Below are 23867 nucleotides of genomic sequence, written 5' to 3' on the forward strand. Positions count from 1 at the left end.
AAAATACTAATCATTCTCTTGTTCTTTATCTTCTTTAATCAACATTAAACCATACGTTTTATGGGCATTTAAAAACTTAAGGTCTTTTTGAATATCCATTCCCTCACCATCCATTACCGTTCCATCATCAGGATTGGTAAACGTAAACTTTTCTTGGGTGAACGCCCACTCGTTACCGCGATCGTAATAAAGTTGTGATGTTGCCAATTTCTTACCATCATCACCTTTAATAAGTACATTACCTCGCAAATCTACGATAGAAGTCTTAGAGTACAATACTCCGTAATCTGCTTCTATAGTAGTTTTCTCATTCTTCTCATTGAAAATTTCCACTAACAAGCCTTCTGGGAAGGTTTGATACGGAAATGTAAGTTGTTCAAAATCGTTTCTAATAGGACCGGACAAAACTGCCAGCACCTTAGAAGAACCAACATCCTCAGATCCCAATTTTTCTGGAGATTCGGTATAGGTAAGCACAAAATCTTCAACTACACCTCTAGGGTATACTTTTTTTGCAGCTTCTTCACCAACTCTCTTGTAATTATCTTGACAAGATAAAAAAAGCATTGCCATGGTAGATACCACGGCAATGCCCTTAAAAATATAAATCTGTTTCATTTTTTCTATAAAGAAGGTACTTTCACACTACCTCCAACCCAACAGCCGAAAGTAACAGTTTTACCAGCCATACCTGAACTAAAGATCATTTCTTTAGATGGCGCTTTTGCACTATAACTGGTTGCTGCCTGACTAGAAGAACCACTTAATGATGGATCTACTCTACCAGCTTTTCTAGCCATATCTGCTGCTTTCCAATACATTGCTCTTTTCTCAAAAGCGCTAGCACCACAATCATTTGCACTAGTTGCATATAAGTTAGCTATTAATAAGTATGCTCGACCGTTAGACGCGTTAGCATCTATTGCCTTTTGTGCATAGCTACGTGCTGTAGACTTACTTCCTTTTCTTTTATTAATTACCGCTACTTTGTAAGCAATCTTAGATTTTTTCTCATTATTCGTTTCTAAAGACAATGCTTTATCGAAATCTGCAAGAGCTCCTTTAGTATCTCCATTCTTCATTTTCAAAGTACCACCGTATACATAAGCATCGGCAGATGGATCTAATCTTAACTGAGCTTCAAATAATTTCTGGAACATTGGATCATCTGTACATTCTTTGTTGAACATAAGACCAACAGCTCTTTTTACCCAAACAACATCGTTCTGTTTCTCTTCAAAACTCTTTTCGTAAAGAGGAATTAAGTTGCTACAATCAGCTAAAGGACCTAATTTAGAATCTATACTTCCTGCAATTTTACCGTAAACTTCAGAATAAGAATTATAAGATTTTAAACGAGATTTTTCTTTAGAAGTTAATGTACCAGCTTCTTCTTTAGGTAAAAGCTTAGCAATTTTACCAGTAAGTTGTTCGTTTTCAACCTCAATTTTTTCAGTAACAGCATCGTACACATCAAATACTTCTTGCAAATCTTTTCTACCAGCCTTATGCTCATCTACCAAACTCGAGAAATAGATATATAATGCTTTAGGGCTTTTAAAATTCTCTTGATCCTTTGTAAAGGCATCACTTAACATACTGTACATTTTAGCATCGTCTGCCATTTTATTATCATACATCACTAACGCTTTGTCAACTTCAGTTTCAGCTACGCTAGTTTTAGATGCAAAATACTTCATCTTATTGTCGTAAAGACCCATAAGATCATTTGCAAATTTTTCTTTGTCGGCGCCCGTTGCCTTACCCATCTTATCTTTTAGTATACGCTCACCATATACATAGATAGCATTATTTAATTGAGGACAAGTTTCATAAACCATTTTCCATGGCTCATAAGCCGCATCATAATTTTTAACTTTCGAATGCTCAGAAAATATAGACAGGTTTGTCATACATTCAGGGTTTTGTGCCTGCGCATTGCTCACCCCCATCATTCCAAGGAACATTATTGCCGTGAAGTAAAGTTTCGATTTCATTTTTTCTCTTTTTAAATGGTTAATGTACTAATTTTTTATTAATTGATTTTTCTTTTCTGGAACCAGCGATCGTTAAGTGAAAGACCTACATTAAACTTAAAATAGCTCTCTTCAATTAAATCTGCTCTAGTAGTTCCTCTTTTACCAAATTCAAAACCTAAGTTAAGATTAGAAAAACTTCTACCCAGTGGTAACCCTAATCCAAAAGTTATGCCAAAATTATTTATATCAACATCATCCACCAACATACCTGTCTGATCTAAACGTAAACCTGCACGGTAAGTAACTCTCTTTAAGTAACTTGAAAAAGAATTATGGTCAGGTGTAATAAAAGCACCTAATGCAAACGAACTTGCATCCTCATAAGAAATATTATCCGCTCCTAGAAAAGAATTTTCAAAAGAACTCATCTCTTGAAAACTATATTCCGCACCTACAAACCATTTATAATCTTCACCGTAACCTATACCCAACGTAGTAGTTGTAGGTATTTTTAATTCTGTATTACTTAAATTCTGAGAAGCTAAGTTCACCTCTAATTCTTCAATTGTACCGCCATTAGCTACAGAAAAAGAACCTATTTGTCTTTCATTCTTAGATACCAAATTACCCTGAGTATTTACACGAATAGAAGTATGAAGTCTTTGTCTTCCTTTTATAATAGGGGTATAATTTAAGGCATAATTAAAATCGAATCCATTAACTCTAGAACTACGTCTATCAAAAGTTCCAAATTGGATATCCTCTACTTGTTGTAATCTTTCACTATCTAAAGTACCAAAATTGAAGTTTATGGTTGCTCCAATACTTAAATCCTCTATAATTTCATATCCTATTGAGTAAAAAGCACGCGTTAACCCACCTTCACCTGAATATACATTAACTAAAGAACCACTTGCAGTTGTTTGTTCTTCTGCCAAATTATAGCCTACAGAAGAATAAGGCATAATACCAAAGCCCATACCCAAACCATTACCAACACTAAAGCCTAAAGCTAAATAGTCCAAGCTGGTAATTGAGCTTTTTTGTTCTTCCGTAAAACTTTTGAGGGTATACTGCTTGTTAGATACACCTGCAGTATAGGTAACCAAACCTTCCTTATCCATTACTTCCAAACCTAACTTACCATAAGCGGCAGGGTTTTTCAAATTTAAATGAATACTATCGGCATATACGCCAATGCCTCCCATCATTTGATTTTCTACCGTACTGGCGTTTTTCAAATCACCGATTCCAAAGAAGGAATAAGGAGAAATAGTACCATCTTGAGCGTACATACCCACGGTGGTTATGTATACAATTGCAATTACAATTTTTCTGATCATTTAGTGCTTGTTGTATTCCAGCAAATAATTAAGCCCTTTCAGGAGAAATTTGGAATCCGCAAATATGGTATTTTTTAATCGTTTAGACAAAAATAGTGTGTCTCCACCGGTTAAAATAACTGTTAAATTTTCAAATCTAGCCTTGTAGAGATCAATGACACCGTCTATTTCAAGAGTAATACCATTTATTACACCACTATGCAGACAATTTTCTGTAGTATTACCTATATAGTCCAACAGCTCTTTTTTTTCGAGTAAAGGCAATTTTGCCGTTTGTTGATGCATGGCATTATACCTCATTTGAACCCCCGGAGATATTGCCCCTCCTAAATATTCATCAAAATCATTAAGCATATCATAAGTAACACATGTACCTGCATCAATCACCAAATTATTTTGATGAGGATTGAAATAATAAGCTGCCGTTGCCAAAGCTATACGATCAACACCTAAAGTCTGAGGCGAAGCATATGAGTTCTTAAATGGTACTTTTGATGCATTAGAAAGCTCATGTAGGTCACAAAAAACCGCCACAACCTTCATTTGCCCCTTAGAAAGCGACCCAACACTAGAAACTATGGAAGATTTTATATTTGGATAATCTTTAAATATTTTTTTTACCGATTCAACGAACAAATCGACAACAACAGTCTCTAAATGAATTAATTCCGACTTTTTAAATATTGCTAATTTGACGTTTGTATTACCTGCATCAATTATTAAATTCATGTTGCAAAGATTAAAAATTAAAAAAACATTTCTCTTTTTTCGCGATTTAGTTTGTAAATCCTAAAATAGAAATTATATTTGCAGCCGCTTACAGCGACATGGTGCCTTAGCTCAGTTGGTAGAGCAATGGACTGAAAATCCATGTGTCCCTGGTTCGATTCCTGGAGGCACCACAATAAATCCTTACTTAACGGTAAGGATTTTTTTGTTTTAATACCTATCTTTCAAATTACGAAAATATATAGGTTGTGTTACAAATAAACGAAGACAGTACATTTATTTCTCTTCAAGATTACTTAAAATCTAAAGGCTGGTTAAAAGATCAAGAGGAAATTACCCAAATATCTAAAGCAGGAGAAGGTAATATGAATGTAGTATTGCGTGTAACCACCAATCTACGCTCCATAATTGTAAAACAATCTAGACCCTTTGTTCAAAAATACCAGAACATTCCCGCCCCTATAGATAGAATTGCTGTAGAGCATACTTTTTACAAGGCAGTCGCAAACAGCACAATTATCTCTCACATACCAACAATCATCGGTTTTGATGCCCATGCCCACATTCTAGCAATGGAAGACCTTGGTGATTGTGATGATATGACTTTTTTATATGAACAACGAAATATTAGCAATGGACAGTTTAACATTCTTATTGCAGTAATTCACCAAATTCATAATACTAAGCCGCCTGAAAATTTCCCTGATAATATTAAAATGCGAAAGCTTAATCATCAGCATATTTTCATTTTACCATTTTTATCTGATAACGGATTTTCATTGAATGACATACAACCTGGTTTACAAGAATTATCAATACTTTACAAGGAAGATGAATTGCTAAAAGAAAAAGTAACGCTCATTGGAGAACGTTATTTATCTCAGGGAGATACGCTTTTACATGGCGATTACTACCCTGGCAGCTGGATGTCTAAAGACAATCAGCTTTTTATTATTGATCCAGAATTTGGCTTTTTAGGGTTTAAAGAATTTGACCTGGGTATAATGGCCGCCCATCTTATTATGGCTACTCATGACATATCCTATATCAAAAAAATAGAAAGTTCTTACCCTTCTGAAATTGATATTGAACTACTACAAAACATAGCTGGCATAGAAATTATGCGAAGATTAATAGGTTTAGCCCAACTACCACTCAACAGAACCATATTAGAAAAAGCGGAATTATTAACCATGGCAAAAAACTTAATTCTATCATGAAATATGTATTCTTCTTAATTATTATTTGTCTAGTAGGATGTAAAAATGATGCCGAAAAATTTGATATTCCCTCTCCAACTTCGAGCAATTATACAAACAACGTAGCTCAGTTACCAGATTCTGTTTACTACGATAAAGTTCTGGGTGCTTTAGTAGGCTCTGCAATTGGAGATGCTATGGGTGCATCTACCGAAATGTGGCACAGAAAGGACATTCAATTAACGTACGGATACATTACCGGACTAACACCTGCCGTACGTGAACAATCACCAGAAGGCACTTGGGACCACAACCTTTTAGCTGGAGCTACAACTGATGACACCCGATGGAAAAGCTTGATGGTTCATTATTTTAAAGCCAATAAGAACAAAACGAATCCTGATAATTTCACTGAATTCATTATTGACTATTATAATACATTAACGACAACGTTAGGTAATAAAGAAATCCAAACTAGTACGGATGCATTAGATACCCAAATTGAAAAAATAGATTGGATCAAAGAATGGGCACGCGTTGCATTAGATTATAAAAAAGATAAAGACAGCTATATAAAAGCCCAGAATAGATTTTATGGCGGAGAAATGTCTTGTGCCGGACAATTGTACTCACCAATGATCGGTCTTATTTCTAAATCGCCATTAGAAGCATATGACAAAGCTTATGATTTGAGTTTATTTGATATTGGCTATGCTAAAGATATTACTGCCTTGGTGTCTACAATGACCTATATGGCAACAAGAACCCAAGACCTGGACTCTATTATGAATGCACCTAAGTTTATAGACCCAATAGGTTATGCAGATAGTAGATTAGTTGGGCGCATACCTACCGCCATCTTAAACAGCGCCCAGATAAATGTTCGTCGTATAAATGAAATAACTTTTGATTCTCTTTTACTACAAGACACACTTACTTACAAAGTACCTAAAGGATTTTTAGGTACTAAAAAGGACTGGATTCGTCAAGAAATGCTTTTCCGCTTATTAGAAAAAGATGAACGTGGTATTGCATTTCATTCTGCAGAAATTTGGCAAATACTTGTTACCGCCCTAGAATATGGTCGAGGAGATTTCGAAAAAACAATGCAATTTATTGTTAATTACGGTCGCGACAATGATACAGTGGCCGCCATTGCTGGCATGATACTCGGAGCCAAATTAGGCTACAAAGCTTTGCCACCGCAACTGAGTGAAACCATTATAAATGTAAATAGAGAAAACATGGGCATAGACCTTGAAGTTTTAGCCCGTGAAATGTCTCAATAAAAGACTAGTCCCAAACACGTTCAACTTTATGCTCTGCAAAATCATCAATTTCAAATTTTTCTTCTGATGTGTTTACAATAGATATTGACCTGTAAAATTCATTAGGAAAAATTTGATTCGTCATCACATATTGCCCACCATTAATAAATAACTCTATTGAAGAATGATCTAATATAAAAACGATTTCAATAGGTCCATCTGGAATATTAGGTATCGGCATTTGCTGAACTCCCGAAGAAAATTTATCACTAAAATCAACCTTGCCAGATTTTCTTCTATCAAAAGTGACTAGTTTTTTATCTCTATTAATATCAATACTTAAACTATCGCCATTTTCGCCCCTAAAATACACTTGCGTATTTGGCACTTTTAAAGTGAACTTTGTTTTACTTTGGTTACTGTATTTAAGTGGAATTATCCTTTTTCTTGTTGGTAATATTTGAAACACACTTTCAGGATACGCCAAGGCAACGTGCTTCTCAAAACTTTTAAGGGGATAATTAAACAATGACACCTCATCTCCCACTTTACGCAAAGTTAGTTCTCTTGGTATGGTCATAGCACTACGCCATTTTTCCGTTGGTGTGTCACGTGCATAATCCCAATTACTCATCCATCCTATAAAAACACGTTCATCGTTTGGTGCGTCATTATAAGTTACACCAGCATAATTGTCCCTACCTAAATCTACCCACTTATTCTCTTTTTGATCTGTGGTAAACGTTGTTCCATCAAAATCACCAATAAAATATTGAGTACCACTGCCTCCATTTGGGGCACCAGGATTAATACTAATTAGAAGTACCCATTTCACTTCTTCTGTACCTTCTATTTTCAATGGAAACAAATCTGGACATTCCCAAACACCTCCATGTGCACCTTTATTCTTGCCAAATTCACTTACTTTTTTCCATTCTTTTAAATCAGGAGAATTCCATATTTGCAAATGATCTCCCGCCACTAAAAGCATGGTCCAGTTTTCTTCAATTTCATTCCAAAATACTTTAGGATCCCTAAAATCTTTGATTCCCGTATTTCCTATTACTGGATTTCCCTCATACTTCGTCCAACTATCGCCGTTATCTAAACTATAAGCAATACCTTGAGTTTGAAAATCTTTTTTCCCTGCCTGCTCGCCTTCCATGTCATGATAGGTGAAAATAGCTACCATTGCCGTTTTATCTTCTGTGCCAAATCCAGAAGTATTATTATGATCCATGACCGCACTCCCAGAAAAAATTAATCCGTTTTCATCAGGGAATAATGCAATAGGCTTATGTTTCCACTTCATCATATCTTCACTAACGGCATGTCCCCAATGCATAGGACCCCAAACCGTACTATCAGGGTAATATTGGTAAAACAAATGGTATACTCCATCATTATAAACGAGTCCATTAGGATCGTTCATCCAACTCTCTTCGGGTGTAAAATGAAACTGAGACCTATACGGTTCCACATAGTGCCCCGTAACTTCTATTTCGTCTGTAACGACCTCATTTTTTGCTTCTTCCTTACAACTAAAATTGCACAGAACACATAGTAGTACAACTAGCTCTAAACCTCTATTTCGTATAGTTTTAACCATAAATTCACTTTTATACAGATACTCCTTATATCTTAATTATAGTACCTTTGCGACCATGAATTTAATCAATTATAAATTAACATTCTGCTTACTCATCTTCCTTTCTATTTCCAAAATAGGTTTAGGACAAGATGAAATATCAAAAGTTTTGGATACTTGGAACAAAGGCTCCATACCCTACGCGTATTTCAACAATATACCTGAAGCCGATTCCATCGTATTTTTAGACACCAGAGAAAAAGAAGAATTTGATGTTAGCCACCTAAAAAATGCCGTTTGGGTTGGGTATAAAAATTTTGATAAAGAAAAAGTACGCCAAACTGTACCTGAAAAATCACAACCAATTATCGTTTATTGTTCTATTGGGGTTAGGTCAGAAAATATTGGTGAAAAATTAAAAAAACTAGGATACACTAAAATTCTCAACCTTCATGGTGGTATTTTTGATTGGAAGAATAAAGGAGGAGCCGTTTTTAACGACAAAGAAATAGTAACCGATAGTGTTCATGCTTTTAACAAACACTGGGGAAAGCTATTGCATGAAGGAATTAAAGTTTACTAGTTAGTATAATTAAAATAATACTTTGGGAATATTACAGAATAACAAAGCGGAGCGAGACGACAAGGTCATAGATTTTACACTCGCAAACTCAAATAATTTATTACTTATTTTCACCCGAAATCCTGAACTTGGAAAGGGAAAAAGGCGTTTGGCTGCTACTGTTGGAGATGAAGCAGCATTAGACATATATAAATTTTTATTAGACCATACCGTAGCGATTACCAAAAATTTATATGCCGAAAAAGAAGTGTATTATTCTGAAGAAATTTGGGAAAATGATATTTGGGACAATCAAAAATTCGGTAAAAAAATACAAGTAGGCGAAGATTTAGGTATTCGTATGGCAAATGCCTTTCAAGAAGGTTTTCAAAACGAATATCAAAAAATCATTATCATTGGCAGCGACATGCTAGACCTTTCTCAAGAAGATTTAGAAAATGCTTTTAAATCTTTAGAAAAAAATGATTTTGTAGTTGGCCCTGCTGAAGATGGTGGTTATTATTTACTTGGCATGAAGAAGTTTATGCCTGCACTTTTCAAAAACAAAACATGGGGAACAGAAACCGTTTTAAAGGATACGTTAGCTGATCTCGAAAATGAAAATACTGCCCTATTAGAAACAAAAAACGATGTAGATTATTACGAGGACATAAAGGATATTAAAGCCTTTGAGCCCTTTTTAAAACATATAAAGTTATGATGAAAGAAGAACTTTTAGAATCTGTAGCATACCTTAAAAACAAAGGTTTTGATCAACCAGAAATTGGGATTGTATTAGGTACCGGATTAGGGAAATTAGTAAATAGTGTTGAAGATCCTATTGAAGCACATTACAATCATATTCCATTTTTTCCTTTAGCAACTGTAGAGTTCCATACTGGAAAATTAGTATATGGAACAATTAGTGGTAAAAAAGTTGTAGTGATGCAAGGCCGTTTTCATTTATATGAAGGGTACGACTTTTTAGATATTACATACCCTATTCGCGTTATGCACATGTTAGGTATTTCTAAACTGTTTATATCTAATGCTGCTGGTGCCGTAAACCTTGATTTTAAAAAAGGTGACATGATGTTAATTGAAGATCATATTAATCTACAAGGAGGTTCACCCTTGGCATTTAAAGGTGTTAGTGAATTTGGTGAGCGTTTTGCAGACATGTCAGAACCTTACGACCTAGATATGCGCAACAAGTTAATGTCCATTGCTAAAGAGCATAACATTTCATTAAAAACTGGTGTATATGCTTCTGTAGTTGGACCACAGTTAGAGACTAAGGCAGAATATAGAATGATTAAATTAATAGGCGCAGATGCTGTTGGTATGAGTACGGTGCCAGAGGTTATTGTTGCCAATCATTTATCGCTACCTATTGTTGCAGTTTCTGTTTTAACCGATGAATGCGACCCAGACAATCTTAAACCGGTCGATATCAGTGAAATTATCGCAATTGCCGAAAAAACCGAACCTAAAATGGTAAAGTTATTTCAAGAATTGATCAAACAATTGTAAGGAATTCTATCAATTGGCTACCATAAAAAGCAAACATTGAGTTATGAATGCTAAGCAGCCAACTATAAGTATTATTATTCCGGTGTTGAATGAAGAAAAGTACATCAAAGATGTACTTTTCTCTATTTCTACTAATGCGAGTACAGACCGTATTAAAGAAATACTTGTAGTAGATGGTGGCAGCACAGACCTTACTATTAAAAATGCTCAAGAATTTGGTGCATCTGTAATTAAGAGCAAAAAAGGACGTGCAACCCAAATGAATATTGGTGCAAACAGAGCTACTGGTGATATTCTTTACTTTCTACATGTAGACTCCTTACCTCCTAAAGATTTTGACCAAGCTATTTTAAATGAAATTGAAAGCGGTTTTGAAGTAGGCTGTTTTCAAATGCGTTTTAATAGTAATAGTCGTTTTCTAAAATTCTTTGCGTGGTGCACCCGAATTAACCATCAAGTTTGTCGTGGTGGTGATCAATCACTTTTTATTACTCACAAACTGTTTCATCATATTAACGGTTTCAATGAAAATTTTGTCATTTATGAAGACAATGAATTTATTCAACGGGTATGTAAATTAAGATCTTTTAAAATTATTTCATCTGCCGTTACAACATCTGCCAGACGCTATGAAGAATGCGGAATGGTTAGATTACAATGGCATTTCGGAATGATTCATCTAAAATATTACTTAGGTGCAAAACCAACAGAGCTGCATCAGTATTATTTAAAACACATTGCAACATAACCTTTACTTTTCTTCAAAATCAAGCAAAATACCTTCACTAATCCATTTAGCAAGTGCTTGACGATTATCAGGGTCTACAATTCTTACTTGATCCTTGGCATTTCTAATATTTCCAATTTCAATAAAAGTCATGGCAGGGTGTGTTTTCTTTACTAAATAAAGAGATGTTCTATCTTCAAAAGTACCTGCATAACTTCTATTTGGCTGGTATTTCTTGTACTTTGCTTCAAAGGTTTTATGAATACTCTCCGCCAGCTTTTTACCGTTCTTACTATGCTCATGATGGTAAAAGAAGACATCTATATTCTGACCTTCACTTCTACTATCTACGTGGGTAACAATTAGTCTTTGATACTTGCCCTTGTTAGATTTATACAGATTATTTACTATCTCTACACGTTGTTTTAGGCGTGCTACTTGGTTTAAAGGAATTGTTTTATCTGGGTAAGCAACCTCATCATGGTCTATTTCTAAAACAAAATCATCCCTAATTCCGTCATTTTCATCTTGTATAATAATATAAACCTTTGCACCATGAGCCATTAATTCCTTTGCCAACCGCAGGGTAATATCATAAGCATATTCATCTTCAGCAATTGCCTTACCCGCATATACACCCATTGCACCAGGATCAGGACCTCCGTGACCGCTTACCAAATAGTAAATATTACCTTTTAAACGTTCACTTTTAGATATTACGTTCTTATGCTTATCTCCAAAAATATCATAAGCAACACTCTCTAATTTTTTAATTTCCTTTGCTTGTTGTTGTAAAGAATCTACAATGGCAACGGTATCTAATTTCACATGCGGAATTACATAAATTTTGCCTGCTATTAAATGTACACTATCACGTAAATCGTGATTATTCAAGGTTACAAATTCATCATAAACATCATATGGATTAACGCCATGCTTTCTCAATAGAGACAAAATTCCGTCACCGGGTTCTGCCACTACCGTTTTCAACGAATCTTGCGCAACGCAAAAGACGCTCAAAAACAATAAAAACAAAATTGTAAAACTGTTGTGTTTCATGCTATTATTAACCGCAAGGTCTATGCCATAGTTTATTTATGACTATCTAGTGAAGTACAAAGATTGCTAAAAATATTGACCAATACCAAAGACAATTCCGTTGTCTCCGTCTTTTGTGATTCCGTAGCCGTAATCTATCCTAAAAATGGCATTGAAAATTCGCTTGTGCATAAATCGGAGTCCTACACCCGGGTAAATTCTAAGATTCTCACTCTTTAGCAAATCATCAAATCCGCCTGCGGGATTTCTCCATGTACCTCCATCTATAAATACGTTTCCTTGCAGTACAAACTTATTTTTGTCAATTAAGGTTTGTCGGTATTCGGTATTCAAAACAATCATACCTGTACCTCTATCAATAGTATTTCCTACACCGCGTATATTTAAATTATTATCTACGGTAAATGGTGCAAACGGACTATCTACATTACTTGCCAAACCTAAACGTAACCTGTTTGCCCAATTGCCTCTATCTCCAATTCTTTTGAAATAAGTAAAATCATTAAACCCAATTAAAAATTCTGGCAAGTTTTCATCTGTACTACCCACATATTGTAAATTAAGCTGGCTTCTAAAACCGTCTAAATAATGATAGAAGTAATTCAACCTATTATAATCATAAATGAATTTGAATAAATGTTTATCTACATTTAAAGCTAAAGGAACCGCGTCATTTGTTGCTCCGGAAATATAAGTATAGTCTTCAGTAAAAAAACTAAAACCTAGCTCTAAACGGTTTTCAAAATTTAGCTCATACAACCCCAACAGCTCAACCCCTGTATTACTATACTTATAATCAGCAGTATTATCCTGAAAAAAAACAGGCTCTAGTGTAGTAAAGTTATTATAGTTCAATGCTAGCCCAAACTTATTGGACAATAGGTAAGGAGCTCTAACACTTACCCCGTAAGAACTATAGTTATCGTATTGATAAAATGCACCTAACGTAATATTACGTCCAAGAAAATTAAACTCTTGAAGTCCAATTCTAAAAGCAAAATCATCGTTCGATGAGCTGAAGAGATTAGCAAACGGAATTAAAGTAAAATTCTCTTCAATAATATATTGTATCTCACAGCTATTTTCATTCAATAAATTTACCCGATAAAAAGCATGAGATATAGCAGGTAACCTTTTAAGACGTTGAACATCTCTTTCCATTAATAAGGTATCTAATAGCATACCTTCCCTAGCTTCCACCAGATTATTTAAAAATGATATTTTTGTATTATTTGCACCTAGAATCTCTAATGTTTCAACCCTTATACCTTGCCCATTTGCTGATAAATACGCGAATAATAGAATTAATAACGGTAGAAATTTTACGTTCATTTATAGAATGCTCATATTATATTATTCGTTATATAGATTTTCAATATAGAACAAAATTAGTGCTCCGTCAATTTTCATTTAAAATCCGCAAACTATTAAAACCAAAAAAGAGCTTGGTTGCACTACACAACCAAAGCTCTTTTAAGGAACACTCAAATTCTATTAAAAAATACCTCTTAATCCTAAATTAAAAGTTTGCCCAAGACCAGTATTATTACCACGAACAAAATTGGTATAAAGTACTTCTAGGTTTAAGGCATCTGTAAGCTGATATTTTGCACCACCGCCCAAAGCTGTGAAATCTTGCGTAAAATTATTACCTAAATCTAGACGTTGAGAATGCTGTGCCAATGCCAAAACGGTAAATTTATTAGTTGGAAAATAGCTAAGAAATAAACCCGGGCTAAGATTTAAACTGTTGTTTGCAAAACTCTCTTCTTTATCTCCAAAACTTAATTCTGAGTTAAGCTCACTAAAAAGCTGCCATTTATCTCCTGGAAATGTATAGTCATAAAAGAATCTGTTTTGCCAGATATACCCTTTTTGATCCAAAAAGACTCCGTTTTCAGATTCGTTATCTACTAACGGAATAAAAAATGAACTTTGAATAGAAAAATTACTGACTGAAGCAATAGGTACAAATTTTACCGATGGAGCTATCGATGTTAGCCCCGATCTAGCTGTATTATTATCCCCATCAAATTTAAAGACATCTAAAGCATCTCTATCACCTACCACGTTTGATCTGAATTCTAAAATGGCACCTACATTCCATCTATTATTTTTACCAACACCTGTATACCCTTCTAATGTAGAAGTAAAAAAAGTTTGCCTTGGCTCTTTACCTTCTGTAAATGTGCTTTCGGTTTGTGTATATAAATTATTAAACCACTTAACATCATACTGACCTTTGCCCACCAATTTAGATGGCGTATACTGCTGTATATTGCTTTTCTGTTGCAAACTATCTTGGCTATACCCCTTAAATAAGGCACAAAAAGCCACTGCAAGAAATACATTTCTAGTTAAAATATTCATTTTTAGGTTTTTAAAATTCTTAGTTGATTATTTAGCTTCGTTCAAAGACCAGTCATACGGGTAATAAGAAAGTTTTGCGTTTTCTGGCAACTTCACTTTTCTATACTTATTGATAAAATCTACCGTACTTCCTTTTTGTTCAAAATCGCTTTTGTACCACTCAAACAATTGTGAAATCTGAGCTTTATTCTTATTTACTTTTATAAAAGTAGGATTGTTCAATGCCATTACGGTCTGCTTTTGCAACTGATTTTCTAATGTTTTAGGTGTGTAAGCAGTGTTTATTATTGGTGGACATCCTAAACCTGCGCATACCAATACAAAATGAAACCTTGCTTCTGTTGGGAATTTTGCTCTCAGCAAATCATTTTCTATTCCGTTTAAGGTTAAGGACTTACCTCCTATTTCATGCTTTTTTTTATCAAAAAAACCAGCAACATCTAAGGGAGATTTTAATGGATAATTTTTTACGATACCATCAATTACAAGTAGGTTATATGCATTGATCCAAAAGGCTTTGTATGTACTGGCATCAGTTTCTGATACAGAAATGCCTTTTGCAGATTCTAAAATAGCATTCAACGTTTTTGGATTATTTTTGATATCAGCATACTTCACTTTACCATCCATAACGTTAGTTTCAAAAAAACTATCGGCACTATTAAAAAACTCGTCTAAATCTTGTGCGGATATACTGGTTACCGTTAGAAATAAAAACAATGTCTGTATAAAAATTCTTTTCATAGTATTTGAAATTTAATATCGCTTTTGAGTTTGTATAGGTCGGTGTTGTTATGAAAACCATACAATCAAAAAAAATTATTATTAATATTCTTTATAAATTTTCAACCAACTATTACCTGATTTTCTGTGTATTACGAATCCGTTTTAAGTCGATTAAAACGCAAACTACGTTTAAAAGTATCACAGAATCATAACAAGTTTATAATCTTTCTAAATAAAAAGGGAGCTGTTAAGTTATTACCTTTAATACCGACACACCCATCAACAAATGTATTTTATGGATCATATTGTAATTATTGGTAATGGTATTTCTGGCGTCACTTTAGCGAGACATATTCGAAAACTATCAGACAAAAAAATAACTATAATTTCTGCTGAAAGCGACTATTTTTTCTCACGTACCGCATTAATGTATGTTTATATGGGGCACATGAAGTTTGAACACACACAACCTTATGAGAACTGGTTCTGGAAGAAAAACAGAATAGATTTAGTTAACGGTTTTGTAGAAAAAGTAGAGACTGACGCTAAAAAGCTTGTTTTAAAAGATGGCTCCTCTATTTCATATGATAAACTAGTTATCGCTACAGGTTCTAAACCAAATAAATTTGGCTGGCCAGGGCAAGACTTAAATGGCGTACAAGGTCTGTATTCTAAGCAAGATCTAGAACTGTTAGAGAAAAATGCACCTAACAATAAGGTCTGCAATCGTGCTGTTATAGTAGGTGGCGGACTAATTGGTATTGAAATGGCAGAAATGCTACGTTCTCGCGAAATACCAGTAACCTTTCTTGTTCGCGAAAAGAGTTTTTGGAACGGGGTTCTACCTGCTGGGGAATCTGCTATGATCAATGAGCATATTCTAGAACATCATATCGATTTACAATTAGACACCAATCTTGAGAAAATTATTTCTGATGATAATGGGCGTGCAAAAGCGGTTGTAACCGATAAAGGCGAAACTATTGAATGCAACGTGGTCGGCTTAACAGCCGGCGTAACTCCAAACATAGATTTCCTTAAAGATTCTGGTATTGAATTGGGCAGAGGTGTTAAGGTCAATCGATTTTTAGAGACCAACGTAAAAGATGTGTTTGCCATAGGGGATTGTGCAGAACAACATGAAGGTATTGGTAGTAGAAGGCCTATTGAAGCGGTTTGGTATACGGGTAGAATGATGGGCGAAGCTCTTGCGCAAACCTTATGTGACAAACCCAGAAAATATACACCAGGACATTGGTTTAACTCCGCTAAATTTTTAGATGTTGAATACCAAACCTACGGATGGGTATTTAGCGAACGTAGCAAAAAAGATAATGAACAACATTTTCATTGGCGCCACCTTTCTGAAAAGATATGTATTACAGTTGCATTTGATAAAGACAGTCATCAGTTCTTAGGACTAAATACTTTTGGCATTCGCATGCGACATGAAATATTTGACCAATGGTTAACAGAGAATAGAGACATTGATCATGTAATGACATATTTAAGAGATGCTAATTTTGACCCTGAGTTCTATAAACTCTACGAAGAAGAAATTGTAGCCAAATACAATGCTGATTTCAATAAGAATATCAGTCCTAAGAAAAAAAGCTGGAAACGTATCTTCAGTATCGCCTAACTAAATAACAAACACAAACAACACCTACTATGGGTAATTTTGACAGAAGTATGTCACTTGCGGGAGAGCCGCCAAAAGCACTAAACACAGGCCAGAAATTGGCTGTTTTAATGGGAATGACCGGTATGGGCATTCTTATATTACAATTGTTCAATTTAAACTTAGGCAATACAGCATTATGGCTTTCGGTTGCTATTCTTGCAATTTTCACCGGTATAATTTGGTTTTCTCAAGCTGCATATGCACATAAGCAAAAAGGGATTAAAAATGATGGAGTTTGGTTTAAATCAATATCTAGCCGTGGTGTACTAGCTTGGATGGCAGGTATTGCGTTAACCGGGTTTTACATTGTATTATATTTCTACCCTGAGTATTTAGGCTTGGTAAAAGACGGTGATAACACTGGCTTAATTGCACTTTTTGATCCATTGAGTAAAGGTTTAAGCGGTAACCCTGCCAGCCAATGGTTTGTATATGGTACCATGTACACCGTAGCTATTTTAGCTTTTGGAGTTAAATTCATATGGAAATATCGTCATAATAAATATGAGCAATTGAGAACGGTAAGTGTTATGTTTTTTCAAACTGCCTTTGCCTTCTTTATTCCAGAAATTATGGCAAGATTAAATGGAGACCTACCGTATTATGACCTTAAGAACATGTGGCCTTTAAACTATTACAATTTTGAGCGTTACCGTATCAATGGCTTTATAGATTCTGGTAGTGTTGGTATGACAATGTTGTTCTTCGGTATCATATCCATCTTTGTAATCTCACCATTTCTAACATATAAATACGGTAAACGTTGGTATTGTTCTTGGGTATGTGGTTGTGGCGGATTGGCTGAAACTGCAGGAGATTCTTTTCGCCAGTTAAGCGACAAATCTAAATTTGCCTGGAAAGTAGAACGTTGGGTGGTACATAGTGTTGTGGTATTCGTAACCTTAATGACTACTGCTGTAATTTATTCTTATTTAGGTAATGATACTAGTAAATACTGGCTTACAAAAACGGTATTTATTTCTGGAGTAGCATTTATTCTAACCGCGGTTTTCGCTTGGGTAATGATTTATAAAAGAGAAGAACTAGCAAAAGATGCCAAATATGGGGCTATAGGCTACTTTACCATTATCGTTGTACTAATAGGAATGCACTTTTTTAGTGACTCAGGTAACATATTCATTTTTAAAGCAGAGACTTTGCGTTCTACCTACAGCTTTTTAATAGGCAGTATTTTCTCTGGTGTTATTGGAACCGGATTTTACCCAATTTTAGGTAATAGGGTATGGTGTAGATTTGGCTGCCCAATGGCTGCAGTTTTAGGTTTTCAGCAACGTATGTTCTCTAAATTTAGAATTACTACCAATGGTGGTCAATGTATTTCTTGTGGTAACTGTTCTACCTATTGTGAAATGGGTATAGATGTACGTGCATATGCTCAAAAAGGAGAAAATATTGTACGTTCTAGTTGTGTGGGCTGTGGTATTTGTTCTGCGGTTTGCCCAAGAGGAGTTTTAAAATTAGAAAACGGACCTGAAAAAGGACGTATCAATTCTAAAGATGTCTTACTAGGTAATGATGTTGATTTAATGGACCTAGTAAATAACAAATAGAATTTATTTATAAACGGCACTATATATAGCAGCAAAAGGATCTTTTTTGTCATGTTAGCCTAAATTATATATCAGGAAAAAGTTCATGGAAGGCTGGTTTTTGCCAATCTTTCATGACCTTTACATCCTATCAACACCAACTTATAACATTAATGAATCGCTTATTTATTTTCATCTTTATAGTTTCCCTGCATGTTCAAGCACAGAAGGAAGTTAATTATCCTGAGGTTGTTTATGGTAAAGAAAACATACGCGCCGCTTGGGTAAGCCACCCAGATATTAAAGGTGGTGAAGATGTTGCCGTATTGTTTCGCAATACATTTAATGTTGATGATTTAAGAGAAGATTTCATCATTAATATTTCTGCTGACAATCATTACTTTTTATATGTAAATGGTCAATTTATTACTCACGGACCTCAATTGAGCGATATTCAGCACTACAAATACGAAACCTTAAACCTTAAAGATTACCTGAACCAAGGGAAAAATGTTATTGCGGTTAAGGTGATTAATTTTGGTAAAAGAAGGTTTTTAGGTATGCAGTCCATTTTTACCAGTTTAATGGTAAATGGCGTTTCTGAAAATGCCAAAATTATTAATACAACCGGATTCAACGATACTTGGATAAGCACCATTGATAAGTCTTATAAAGCGAATGAAGTGGTGTGGCGCGGAGATAAAGAAAAAGCTATTGTTGGCGGATTTTATGCCAACAACCCTACCGATATTGTAGACATGAACAACTACCCTACTCATTGGGAAACATTAAATTTTGATGATTCTGATTGGAAAAAAGTTGAGTTTTTTGAAAATGCCAGTAGTATGGGCGGATCAATTGCCTATTTGCTAGAGCCACGTAATCTGCCGTTACTTTCTTGGGATGAGGAAAGAATAGGAAGTATTGTAAGATCATCTAAACCTATTGCTACAGAATTTCCGGTATTGGGCGAGTTAAAAATTGCTCCAAACTCTAAAACTACCTTTCTTTTGGATCAACAATATGTTACCAACGGATTCCCAGAATTAATCTTCCGTAAAGGAAAATCGGCTAAAATCAGCATCAAATATGCCGAGAATCTTTTTGGTCCCAATAATGAAAAGGGGGATCGTAATGATTTAGAAAACAAACAGCTTTTAGGCTACTACGATGAAATCATTTCTAACGGAGAAGATGCGCAGAAATTTATTCCAAACTGGATGCGTACTTTCAGGTTCATTGAATTTGAAATTGAAACGAAAGACCAAGAACTTGTTTTACAGAAATTTGTAAACCATAGATCAAGAACTACCATTCCTTCCATTGCAGAATTTACATCAGATGATGAAACATACAATGAGATTTTTGATATATGTAAACGTACTATTGATATATGTACACAAGATTACTTTTTAAGTGATGCTTATTACGAGACCATGCAGTATGTTGGCGACACTAAAATACAGGGGTTAATTTGGCAAGCTATGAGCGGTAATGCCGAGCATACTAAAAATGCCATTAGACAATTTGATCATTCTAGAGATTCTGAAGGTAATATCTTAGGTGCCTATCCGCTTCGTTCTACATTTATTTATCCTACTTACTCCCTAGTTTGGGTAGATATGATCGCCGACTATTACAACACCTCTAGCAATAAAGAATTTATTCACACTTATAAAGACGGAATCGTAAATACTTTGGCTGGTTTTGAAAAAAACATGAACGAGCTAAACTTGGTCAACAAAACCCCCTACCGCTATTTTGTAGATTGGTATACAGGACCAAATAACGGTAGTGGTACGGCAACAAAAAATGACGGTCTCAACTCTGCAGTAGTAAGTTTACACTATGTGCGTGCTTTACAGAATGCATCTCGCCTATTTCAAGAAGTTGGAGAGGAACAAACTTCGGTAACATTTAAAAATCGTGCTGAGGAAATAAAAAAATCAGTTTACAATCTGTGTTACGATACCGAACGAAATCTTTTTGCCGAAAGACCGGACAAGACCATATATGACCAGCACACCAATATCATGGCCATATTGACAGATGCTATTCCTGAGAATGAGCAAAGAGCACTTTTAGATAAAATCTTAAATGAAGAAGATTTATTACAAGCTACCTATTACTATCGCTTTTATCTTTTTGAGGCAATTAAAAAAGTAGATGCTCCAGAGTTGTTCGATGCTGTACAAAAACCGTGGGAGAAAATGATTGATGACAACATGACCACAACCCTAGAACGTTTTGAAAGTGCAGAAAAACCAACACGATCAGAGGTTCACCCATGGAGTGCGTCACCTGCATATTTCTATTTTAATTACTTAGCAGGTATCCAATCTGTAAAAAATAACTTTGGCGAGGTGCGTATTGCCCCTGTATTTGGCAAATTACATGCTATGGAAGGCATACTGCCTACAGCGAACGGGAATATAATATTCAACCTGAAAAGAACTAAGAATAAGCTAACCGCAGAAATAAAGATTCCCGAGACAATGACTGGCACATTAGTATGGCAGGGAACTGAAATTGCGCTCAGCAAAGGAAATAAAACCTATAAACTTAAGGGCTCAAAATAATATATTGATTTCTGGTGTTTAAACGATGATGAAGCTCTTAACCTGAAATAATTAGATATGAAACTATTAAAACCAGTATACGCCGTACTTATTTGTTTTGGATTGTTAGCTTTTATAAATCCTGAAGACAAACGTTACGAACGCACCTATTATGATGACGGCTCTTTGGCTAGCGAAGGATGGATGCGATATAATACGAAAACAGATTATTGGACTTTCTATCATAAAAACGGTCATAAGTCTGAACAGGGGTTTTTCGCTTATGGCAAAAGAGAAAAATATTGGTTCTTTTACGATGAAAACCGCATTAGAACAAAAGAAGGCAGATTCGCTGAACATGAAGAAATAGGCTGGTGGTTGTTCTATGACAAAAAAGGTCGTATAAACCATAAATGTCAATTGACAAAAGGCATTAAAGATGGTTACTGTTTAAAATACGAAGACGCTAAATTGATATCTGCCGAGAAATATAGCAAGGGTGAAAAAATAAAAGAATGGAAATCTTTTCGTGCTTTTACCCATGAAAATAGTTTATCTGATTTAAAATAATGACAGACATTAAAGTAATTATACCAGCTTTTAACGAAGCAGATTCCATTGCCCATGTCATCAATGAAATACCAAAAACGGTTTCTGAGGTTATTGTGGTGAATAATAATTCTACAGACGACACTGTAAAAAATGCAGAAAAAGCAGGTGCCACTGTGCTTAGCGAAACTAGAAAAGGTTATGGGTACGCCTGTCTTAAAGGACTAGATTACATTGCCGCGAAATCTAAACAACCAGACATTATCGTATTTATTGATGGGGACTATTCAGATTATCCCGAGGAACTGGACAAGATAGTTGCTCCTATTTTGGAAAATAATATGGATTTTGTGGTAGGTGCTAGAACAAAAAGCTTGCGAGAAGAAGGTTCCATGACCCCACAACAAGTATTTGGTAACTGGTTGGCAACATTTTTAATGAGTTTATTTTTTGGTGCAAAATTTACGGATTTAGGTCCTTTTAGGGCAATTAAATACGAAAAGCTCAAAGAATTGAACATGGAAGACAAAACTTATGGATGGACGGTTGAAATGCAATTGAAAGTTCTTAAGAAAAAAATGACATATACCGAAGTACCAGTACGTTACAAACGAAGAATTGGCATATCAAAAGTGTCAGGAACCGTAAAAGGTAGTATATTTGCGGGCATAAAAATATTGGGGTGGATCTTCAAATACAGTATAAAATAATATGGCATTAGCTCTTGCGTATCTTATCATCGTAATTTATAGTATCTCTTTACTATTAATTTTCTTTTATAGCTTGGCGCAGCTGAATCTATTGATCAATTATTTATCACAAAAAAGAGAGAACACTACCGCGCCTAAATTTAATCTACTAGATCCAAAAGAAATTCCATTCGTAACTATTCAGCTTCCAGTTTTTAACGAGGAGTATGTGATGGATAGATTATTGGAAAATATTGCCAAAATAGAATACCCAAAAAGTAAGCTAGAGATTCAGGTATTAGATGATTCTACAGATGATACCGTAATTACTACCGCCGCTAGCGTTGCAAAACTACAAGAGACCGGTTTAGATATTCAGCACATTACAAGAACTGATAGATCTGGTTTTAAAGCAGGAGCTTTAAAAGAAGGACTTAAAGTAGCAAAGGGTGAATTCATCGCTATTTTTGATGCCGATTTCTTACCGGCCTCAGATTGGTTGAAGAAAACGGTCATTTATTTTAAAGATGAAGAAATTGGTGTGGTACAAACCCGTTGGGGACATTTGAACAGGGACTACTCTACATTAACAAAAATACAGGCATTTGCCTTAGATGCGCATTTTACTTTAGAACAAGTTGGGCGTAACAGCAAAGGACATTTTATCAACTTTAACGGTACAGCAGGTATTTGGCGTAAAGAATGTATTATAGACGCTGGTAACTGGGAAGGCGATACACTTACAGAAGATCTTGACCTTAGCTACCGTGCACAATTAAAAGATTGGAAATTCAAGTATTTAGAAGATGTTGAAACTCCTGCAGAACTTCCGGTTGTAATTAGTGCCGCACGTTCTCAACAATTTCGTTGGAACAAAGGTGGTGCAGAGAACTTTAGAAAAACAGTTTGGAGCGTTGTTACAGCTAAAAACATACCTTTTAAAACCAAGTTTCACGGTGTAATGCATTTACTGAACAGTTCAATGTTCTTATGTGTTTTCTTAGTTGCATTATTAAGTATCCCATCACTTTATATCAAGAACACTTACGGTCATTTAGACTGGGTATTCTCTCTATTAAGCTTATTTACCGTAAGTACAATCATATTATTCGTTTGCTATTGGTTTACGTATAAGAGTATACAAGGTAGCGGCTTTAACAACTTTGTAGATTACATACGTATTTTCTTTACGTTCTTCTCTGTAGCCTTAGGCTTTTCTTTGCACAATACCATTGCGGTTATTGAAGGTCATATGGGTAAAAGAAGTGAATTTGTACGTACGCCTAAATTCAACATCAGTACCATAAAACAAAGCTGGAAAGGCAATAAGTATTTAGCTAAAAAATTATCGCCTAACATGATTTTAGAATTTGCTCTAATGATTTACTTTATGTTTGGTATGTACAGCGCTATACCATTGAATGATTTCGGGTTGTTTCCGTTTCACTTTATGTTGTTCTTAGGCTTTGGGTTTGTATTTTTTAAATCATTGACCTCAAGAGCTTAAAACAGCTTTAAATAAGATATTAAAAAGGGATAGCCATTTGGCTGTCCCTTTTTTTACTTTAATTCTTCTCATTTGTTTAACTTACACATAAAACAGGAATAAAATTACTAGTGATCTTATTCGTCTTAAATAGCGTATAAAGTAACTTGTTACCTTATACAATTGTTGTGCATAATTTGAGAAAACTATAAATTGAAAAGAACAATATTTTATTCATGGCAGTCTGACCTCCCTAGCAATTCAAACA

The 23867-nt window shown here is 34.9% G+C and carries 21 protein-coding genes and 1 tRNA gene; 13 read left to right on the top strand and 9 right to left on the bottom strand.

The features are described from left to right. Nucleotides 1-6 precede the first annotated feature (6 nt). Genes lptC through BM296_RS01145 form a run of 4 tightly spaced genes read right to left on the bottom strand, consistent with a single transcriptional unit; the run spans nucleotide 7 to nucleotide 4051 of the window. A complete protein-coding gene (gene lptC, locus BM296_RS01130) occupies nucleotides 7-618 on the bottom strand; it encodes an LPS export ABC transporter periplasmic protein LptC (protein ID WP_027066001.1) in 612 nt (203 codons plus the stop codon). Nucleotides 619-623: 5 nt separating this feature from the next. Continuing rightward, on the bottom strand, nucleotides 624-1997 hold the full coding sequence (locus tag BM296_RS01135) for a tetratricopeptide repeat protein (protein WP_177214904.1): 1374 nt from the start codon (nucleotides 1995-1997) through the stop codon (nucleotides 624-626). A gap of 38 nt (nucleotides 1998-2035) precedes the next feature. Beyond that, nucleotides 2036-3322 carry a BamG family beta-barrel-assembly machinery protein gene (locus tag BM296_RS01140; RefSeq protein WP_027065999.1) on the bottom strand — a complete coding sequence of 429 codons (1287 nt, stop codon included), beginning with the start codon at nucleotides 3320-3322 and terminating at the stop codon, nucleotides 2036-2038. Beyond that, on the bottom strand, nucleotides 3323-4051 hold the full coding sequence (locus BM296_RS01145) for a type III pantothenate kinase (protein WP_091900769.1): 729 nt from the start codon (nucleotides 4049-4051) through the stop codon (nucleotides 3323-3325). Nucleotides 4052-4151: 100 nt separating this feature from the next. On the opposite strand from BM296_RS01145, the gene BM296_RS01150 reads away from it, so the two are divergent. The 3 genes from BM296_RS01150 to BM296_RS01160 all read left to right on the top strand — a co-directional run bounded on the left by BM296_RS01150 (nucleotide 4152) and on the right by BM296_RS01160 (nucleotide 6539). Then, nucleotides 4152-4224: transfer RNA gene (locus BM296_RS01150), tRNA-Phe, on the top strand. A gap of 75 nt (nucleotides 4225-4299) precedes the next feature. Further along, nucleotides 4300-5271 carry a phosphotransferase gene (locus BM296_RS01155; protein ID WP_091900771.1) on the top strand — a complete coding sequence of 324 codons (972 nt, stop codon included), beginning with the start codon at nucleotides 4300-4302 and terminating at the stop codon, nucleotides 5269-5271. Continuing rightward, nucleotides 5268-6539, top strand: coding sequence for an ADP-ribosylglycohydrolase family protein (locus tag BM296_RS01160; RefSeq protein WP_091900773.1), 1272 nt, complete (start codon nucleotides 5268-5270; stop codon nucleotides 6537-6539). The genes BM296_RS01155 and BM296_RS01160 overlap by 4 nt, the downstream gene beginning before the upstream one ends. Nucleotides 6540-6543: 4 nt before the next feature. Here the strand turns inward: BM296_RS01160 and BM296_RS01165 are convergent, their stop codons facing one another. After that, nucleotides 6544-8127 (bottom strand): glycoside hydrolase family 32 protein, encoded by a 1584-nt coding sequence (locus BM296_RS01165; RefSeq protein ID WP_091900774.1) that lies wholly within the window; start codon nucleotides 8125-8127, stop codon nucleotides 6544-6546. A 55-nt stretch (nucleotides 8128-8182) separates the two neighbouring features. Between BM296_RS01165 and BM296_RS01170 the strand changes: the two genes are divergently transcribed. Genes BM296_RS01170 through BM296_RS01185 form a run of 4 tightly spaced genes read left to right on the top strand, consistent with a single transcriptional unit; the run spans nucleotide 8183 to nucleotide 10949 of the window. Continuing rightward, a complete protein-coding gene (locus BM296_RS01170) occupies nucleotides 8183-8689 on the top strand; it encodes a rhodanese-like domain-containing protein (protein ID WP_091900776.1) in 507 nt (168 codons plus the stop codon). A gap of 22 nt (nucleotides 8690-8711) precedes the next feature. Then, complete coding sequence (locus tag BM296_RS01175; RefSeq protein WP_177214905.1) at nucleotides 8712-9389, top strand: TIGR04282 family arsenosugar biosynthesis glycosyltransferase; 678 nt, start codon at nucleotides 8712-8714, stop codon at nucleotides 9387-9389. Continuing rightward, nucleotides 9386-10201 carry a purine-nucleoside phosphorylase gene (locus tag BM296_RS01180; RefSeq protein WP_027065992.1) on the top strand — a complete coding sequence of 272 codons (816 nt, stop codon included), beginning with the start codon at nucleotides 9386-9388 and terminating at the stop codon, nucleotides 10199-10201. The genes BM296_RS01175 and BM296_RS01180 overlap by 4 nt, the downstream gene beginning before the upstream one ends. A gap of 43 nt (nucleotides 10202-10244) precedes the next feature. Then, nucleotides 10245-10949, top strand: coding sequence for a TIGR04283 family arsenosugar biosynthesis glycosyltransferase (locus tag BM296_RS01185; RefSeq protein WP_091900778.1), 705 nt, complete (start codon nucleotides 10245-10247; stop codon nucleotides 10947-10949). 3 nt (nucleotides 10950-10952) lie between these two features. On the opposite strand, the gene BM296_RS01190 is transcribed toward BM296_RS01185, so the two are convergent. The 4 genes from BM296_RS01190 to BM296_RS01205 form a co-directional block, all read right to left on the bottom strand. Next, on the bottom strand, nucleotides 10953-11987 hold the full coding sequence (locus tag BM296_RS01190; RefSeq protein WP_091900780.1) for an N-acetylmuramoyl-L-alanine amidase family protein: 1035 nt from the start codon (nucleotides 11985-11987) through the stop codon (nucleotides 10953-10955). A gap of 66 nt (nucleotides 11988-12053) precedes the next feature. Continuing rightward, complete coding sequence (locus tag BM296_RS01195) at nucleotides 12054-13319, bottom strand: BamA/TamA family outer membrane protein (protein WP_091900782.1); 1266 nt, start codon at nucleotides 13317-13319, stop codon at nucleotides 12054-12056. 162 nt (nucleotides 13320-13481) lie between these two features. After that, nucleotides 13482-14357, bottom strand: a complete 876-nt coding sequence (locus BM296_RS01200; protein ID WP_177214906.1) for a hypothetical protein — start codon at nucleotides 14355-14357, stop codon at nucleotides 13482-13484. Between the two features lie 27 nt (nucleotides 14358-14384). Beyond that, nucleotides 14385-15101 (bottom strand): DUF547 domain-containing protein, encoded by a 717-nt coding sequence (locus tag BM296_RS01205; RefSeq protein WP_091900784.1) that lies wholly within the window; start codon nucleotides 15099-15101, stop codon nucleotides 14385-14387. A gap of 277 nt (nucleotides 15102-15378) precedes the next feature. On the opposite strand from BM296_RS01205, the gene BM296_RS01210 reads away from it, so the two are divergent. The 6 genes from BM296_RS01210 (at nucleotide 15379) to BM296_RS01235 (ending at nucleotide 23620) form a co-directional block, all read left to right on the top strand. After that, the gene (locus BM296_RS01210; RefSeq protein ID WP_091900786.1) at nucleotides 15379-16725 is read left to right on the top strand and encodes an NAD(P)/FAD-dependent oxidoreductase; all 1347 of its coding nucleotides are present in this window, start codon (nucleotides 15379-15381) and stop codon (nucleotides 16723-16725) included. 29 nt (nucleotides 16726-16754) lie between these two features. After that, nucleotides 16755-18338, top strand: a complete 1584-nt coding sequence (locus BM296_RS01215) for a 4Fe-4S binding protein (protein ID WP_091900788.1) — start codon at nucleotides 16755-16757, stop codon at nucleotides 18336-18338. A gap of 152 nt (nucleotides 18339-18490) precedes the next feature. Then, entirely contained in the window at nucleotides 18491-20896 is a 2406-nt protein-coding gene (locus tag BM296_RS01220) for an alpha-L-rhamnosidase-related protein (protein WP_177214907.1), read from the top strand. 57 nt (nucleotides 20897-20953) lie between these two features. Beyond that, complete coding sequence (locus tag BM296_RS01225) at nucleotides 20954-21445, top strand: toxin-antitoxin system YwqK family antitoxin (protein ID WP_245786950.1); 492 nt, start codon at nucleotides 20954-20956, stop codon at nucleotides 21443-21445. Then, nucleotides 21445-22134, top strand: a complete 690-nt coding sequence (locus BM296_RS01230; protein WP_091900792.1) for a glycosyltransferase family 2 protein — start codon at nucleotides 21445-21447, stop codon at nucleotides 22132-22134. The genes BM296_RS01225 and BM296_RS01230 overlap by 1 nt, the downstream gene beginning before the upstream one ends. A gap of 1 nt (nucleotide 22135) precedes the next feature. Beyond that, on the top strand, nucleotides 22136-23620 hold the full coding sequence (locus tag BM296_RS01235) for a cellulose synthase family protein (RefSeq protein ID WP_091900794.1): 1485 nt from the start codon (nucleotides 22136-22138) through the stop codon (nucleotides 23618-23620). Nucleotides 23621-23867 lie beyond the last annotated feature (247 nt).

The organism is Maribacter stanieri (genome assembly GCF_900112245.1).
Taxonomy (GTDB): Bacteria; Bacteroidota; Bacteroidia; order Flavobacteriales; family Flavobacteriaceae; genus Maribacter; species Maribacter stanieri.

Coding starts and splice junctions, on each gene's coding strand:
- BM296_RS01170 (WP_091900776.1), top strand. CDS start 8,183: ATGAATTTAATCAATTATAAATTAACATTCTGCTTACTCATCTTCCTT.
- BM296_RS01190 (WP_091900780.1), bottom strand. CDS start 11,987: ATGAAACACAACAGTTTTACAATTTTGTTTTTATTGTTTTTGAGCGTC.
- BM296_RS01140 (WP_027065999.1), bottom strand. CDS start 3,322: ATGATCAGAAAAATTGTAATTGCAATTGTATACATAACCACCGTGGGT.
- BM296_RS01185 (WP_091900778.1), top strand. CDS start 10,245: ATGAATGCTAAGCAGCCAACTATAAGTATTATTATTCCGGTGTTGAAT.
- BM296_RS01195 (WP_091900782.1), bottom strand. CDS start 13,319: ATGAACGTAAAATTTCTACCGTTATTAATTCTATTATTCGCGTATTTA.
- BM296_RS01165 (WP_091900774.1), bottom strand. CDS start 8,127: ATGGTTAAAACTATACGAAATAGAGGTTTAGAGCTAGTTGTACTACTA.
- BM296_RS01135 (WP_177214904.1), bottom strand. CDS start 1,997: ATGAAATCGAAACTTTACTTCACGGCAATAATGTTCCTTGGAATGATG.
- BM296_RS01205 (WP_091900784.1), bottom strand. CDS start 15,101: ATGAAAAGAATTTTTATACAGACATTGTTTTTATTTCTAACGGTAACC.
- BM296_RS01210 (WP_091900786.1), top strand. CDS start 15,379: ATGGATCATATTGTAATTATTGGTAATGGTATTTCTGGCGTCACTTTA.
- BM296_RS01200 (WP_177214906.1), bottom strand. CDS start 14,357: ATGAATATTTTAACTAGAAATGTATTTCTTGCAGTGGCTTTTTGTGCC.
- BM296_RS01230 (WP_091900792.1), top strand. CDS start 21,445: ATGACAGACATTAAAGTAATTATACCAGCTTTTAACGAAGCAGATTCC.
- BM296_RS01145 (WP_091900769.1), bottom strand. CDS start 4,051: ATGAATTTAATAATTGATGCAGGTAATACAAACGTCAAATTAGCAATA.
- BM296_RS01180 (WP_027065992.1), top strand. CDS start 9,386: ATGATGAAAGAAGAACTTTTAGAATCTGTAGCATACCTTAAAAACAAA.
- lptC (WP_027066001.1), bottom strand. CDS start 618: ATGAAACAGATTTATATTTTTAAGGGCATTGCCGTGGTATCTACCATG.
- BM296_RS01235 (WP_091900794.1), top strand. CDS start 22,136: ATGGCATTAGCTCTTGCGTATCTTATCATCGTAATTTATAGTATCTCT.
- BM296_RS01215 (WP_091900788.1), top strand. CDS start 16,755: ATGGGTAATTTTGACAGAAGTATGTCACTTGCGGGAGAGCCGCCAAAA.
- BM296_RS01160 (WP_091900773.1), top strand. CDS start 5,268: ATGAAATATGTATTCTTCTTAATTATTATTTGTCTAGTAGGATGTAAA.
- BM296_RS01220 (WP_177214907.1), top strand. CDS start 18,491: ATGAATCGCTTATTTATTTTCATCTTTATAGTTTCCCTGCATGTTCAA.
- BM296_RS01225 (WP_245786950.1), top strand. CDS start 20,954: ATGAAACTATTAAAACCAGTATACGCCGTACTTATTTGTTTTGGATTG.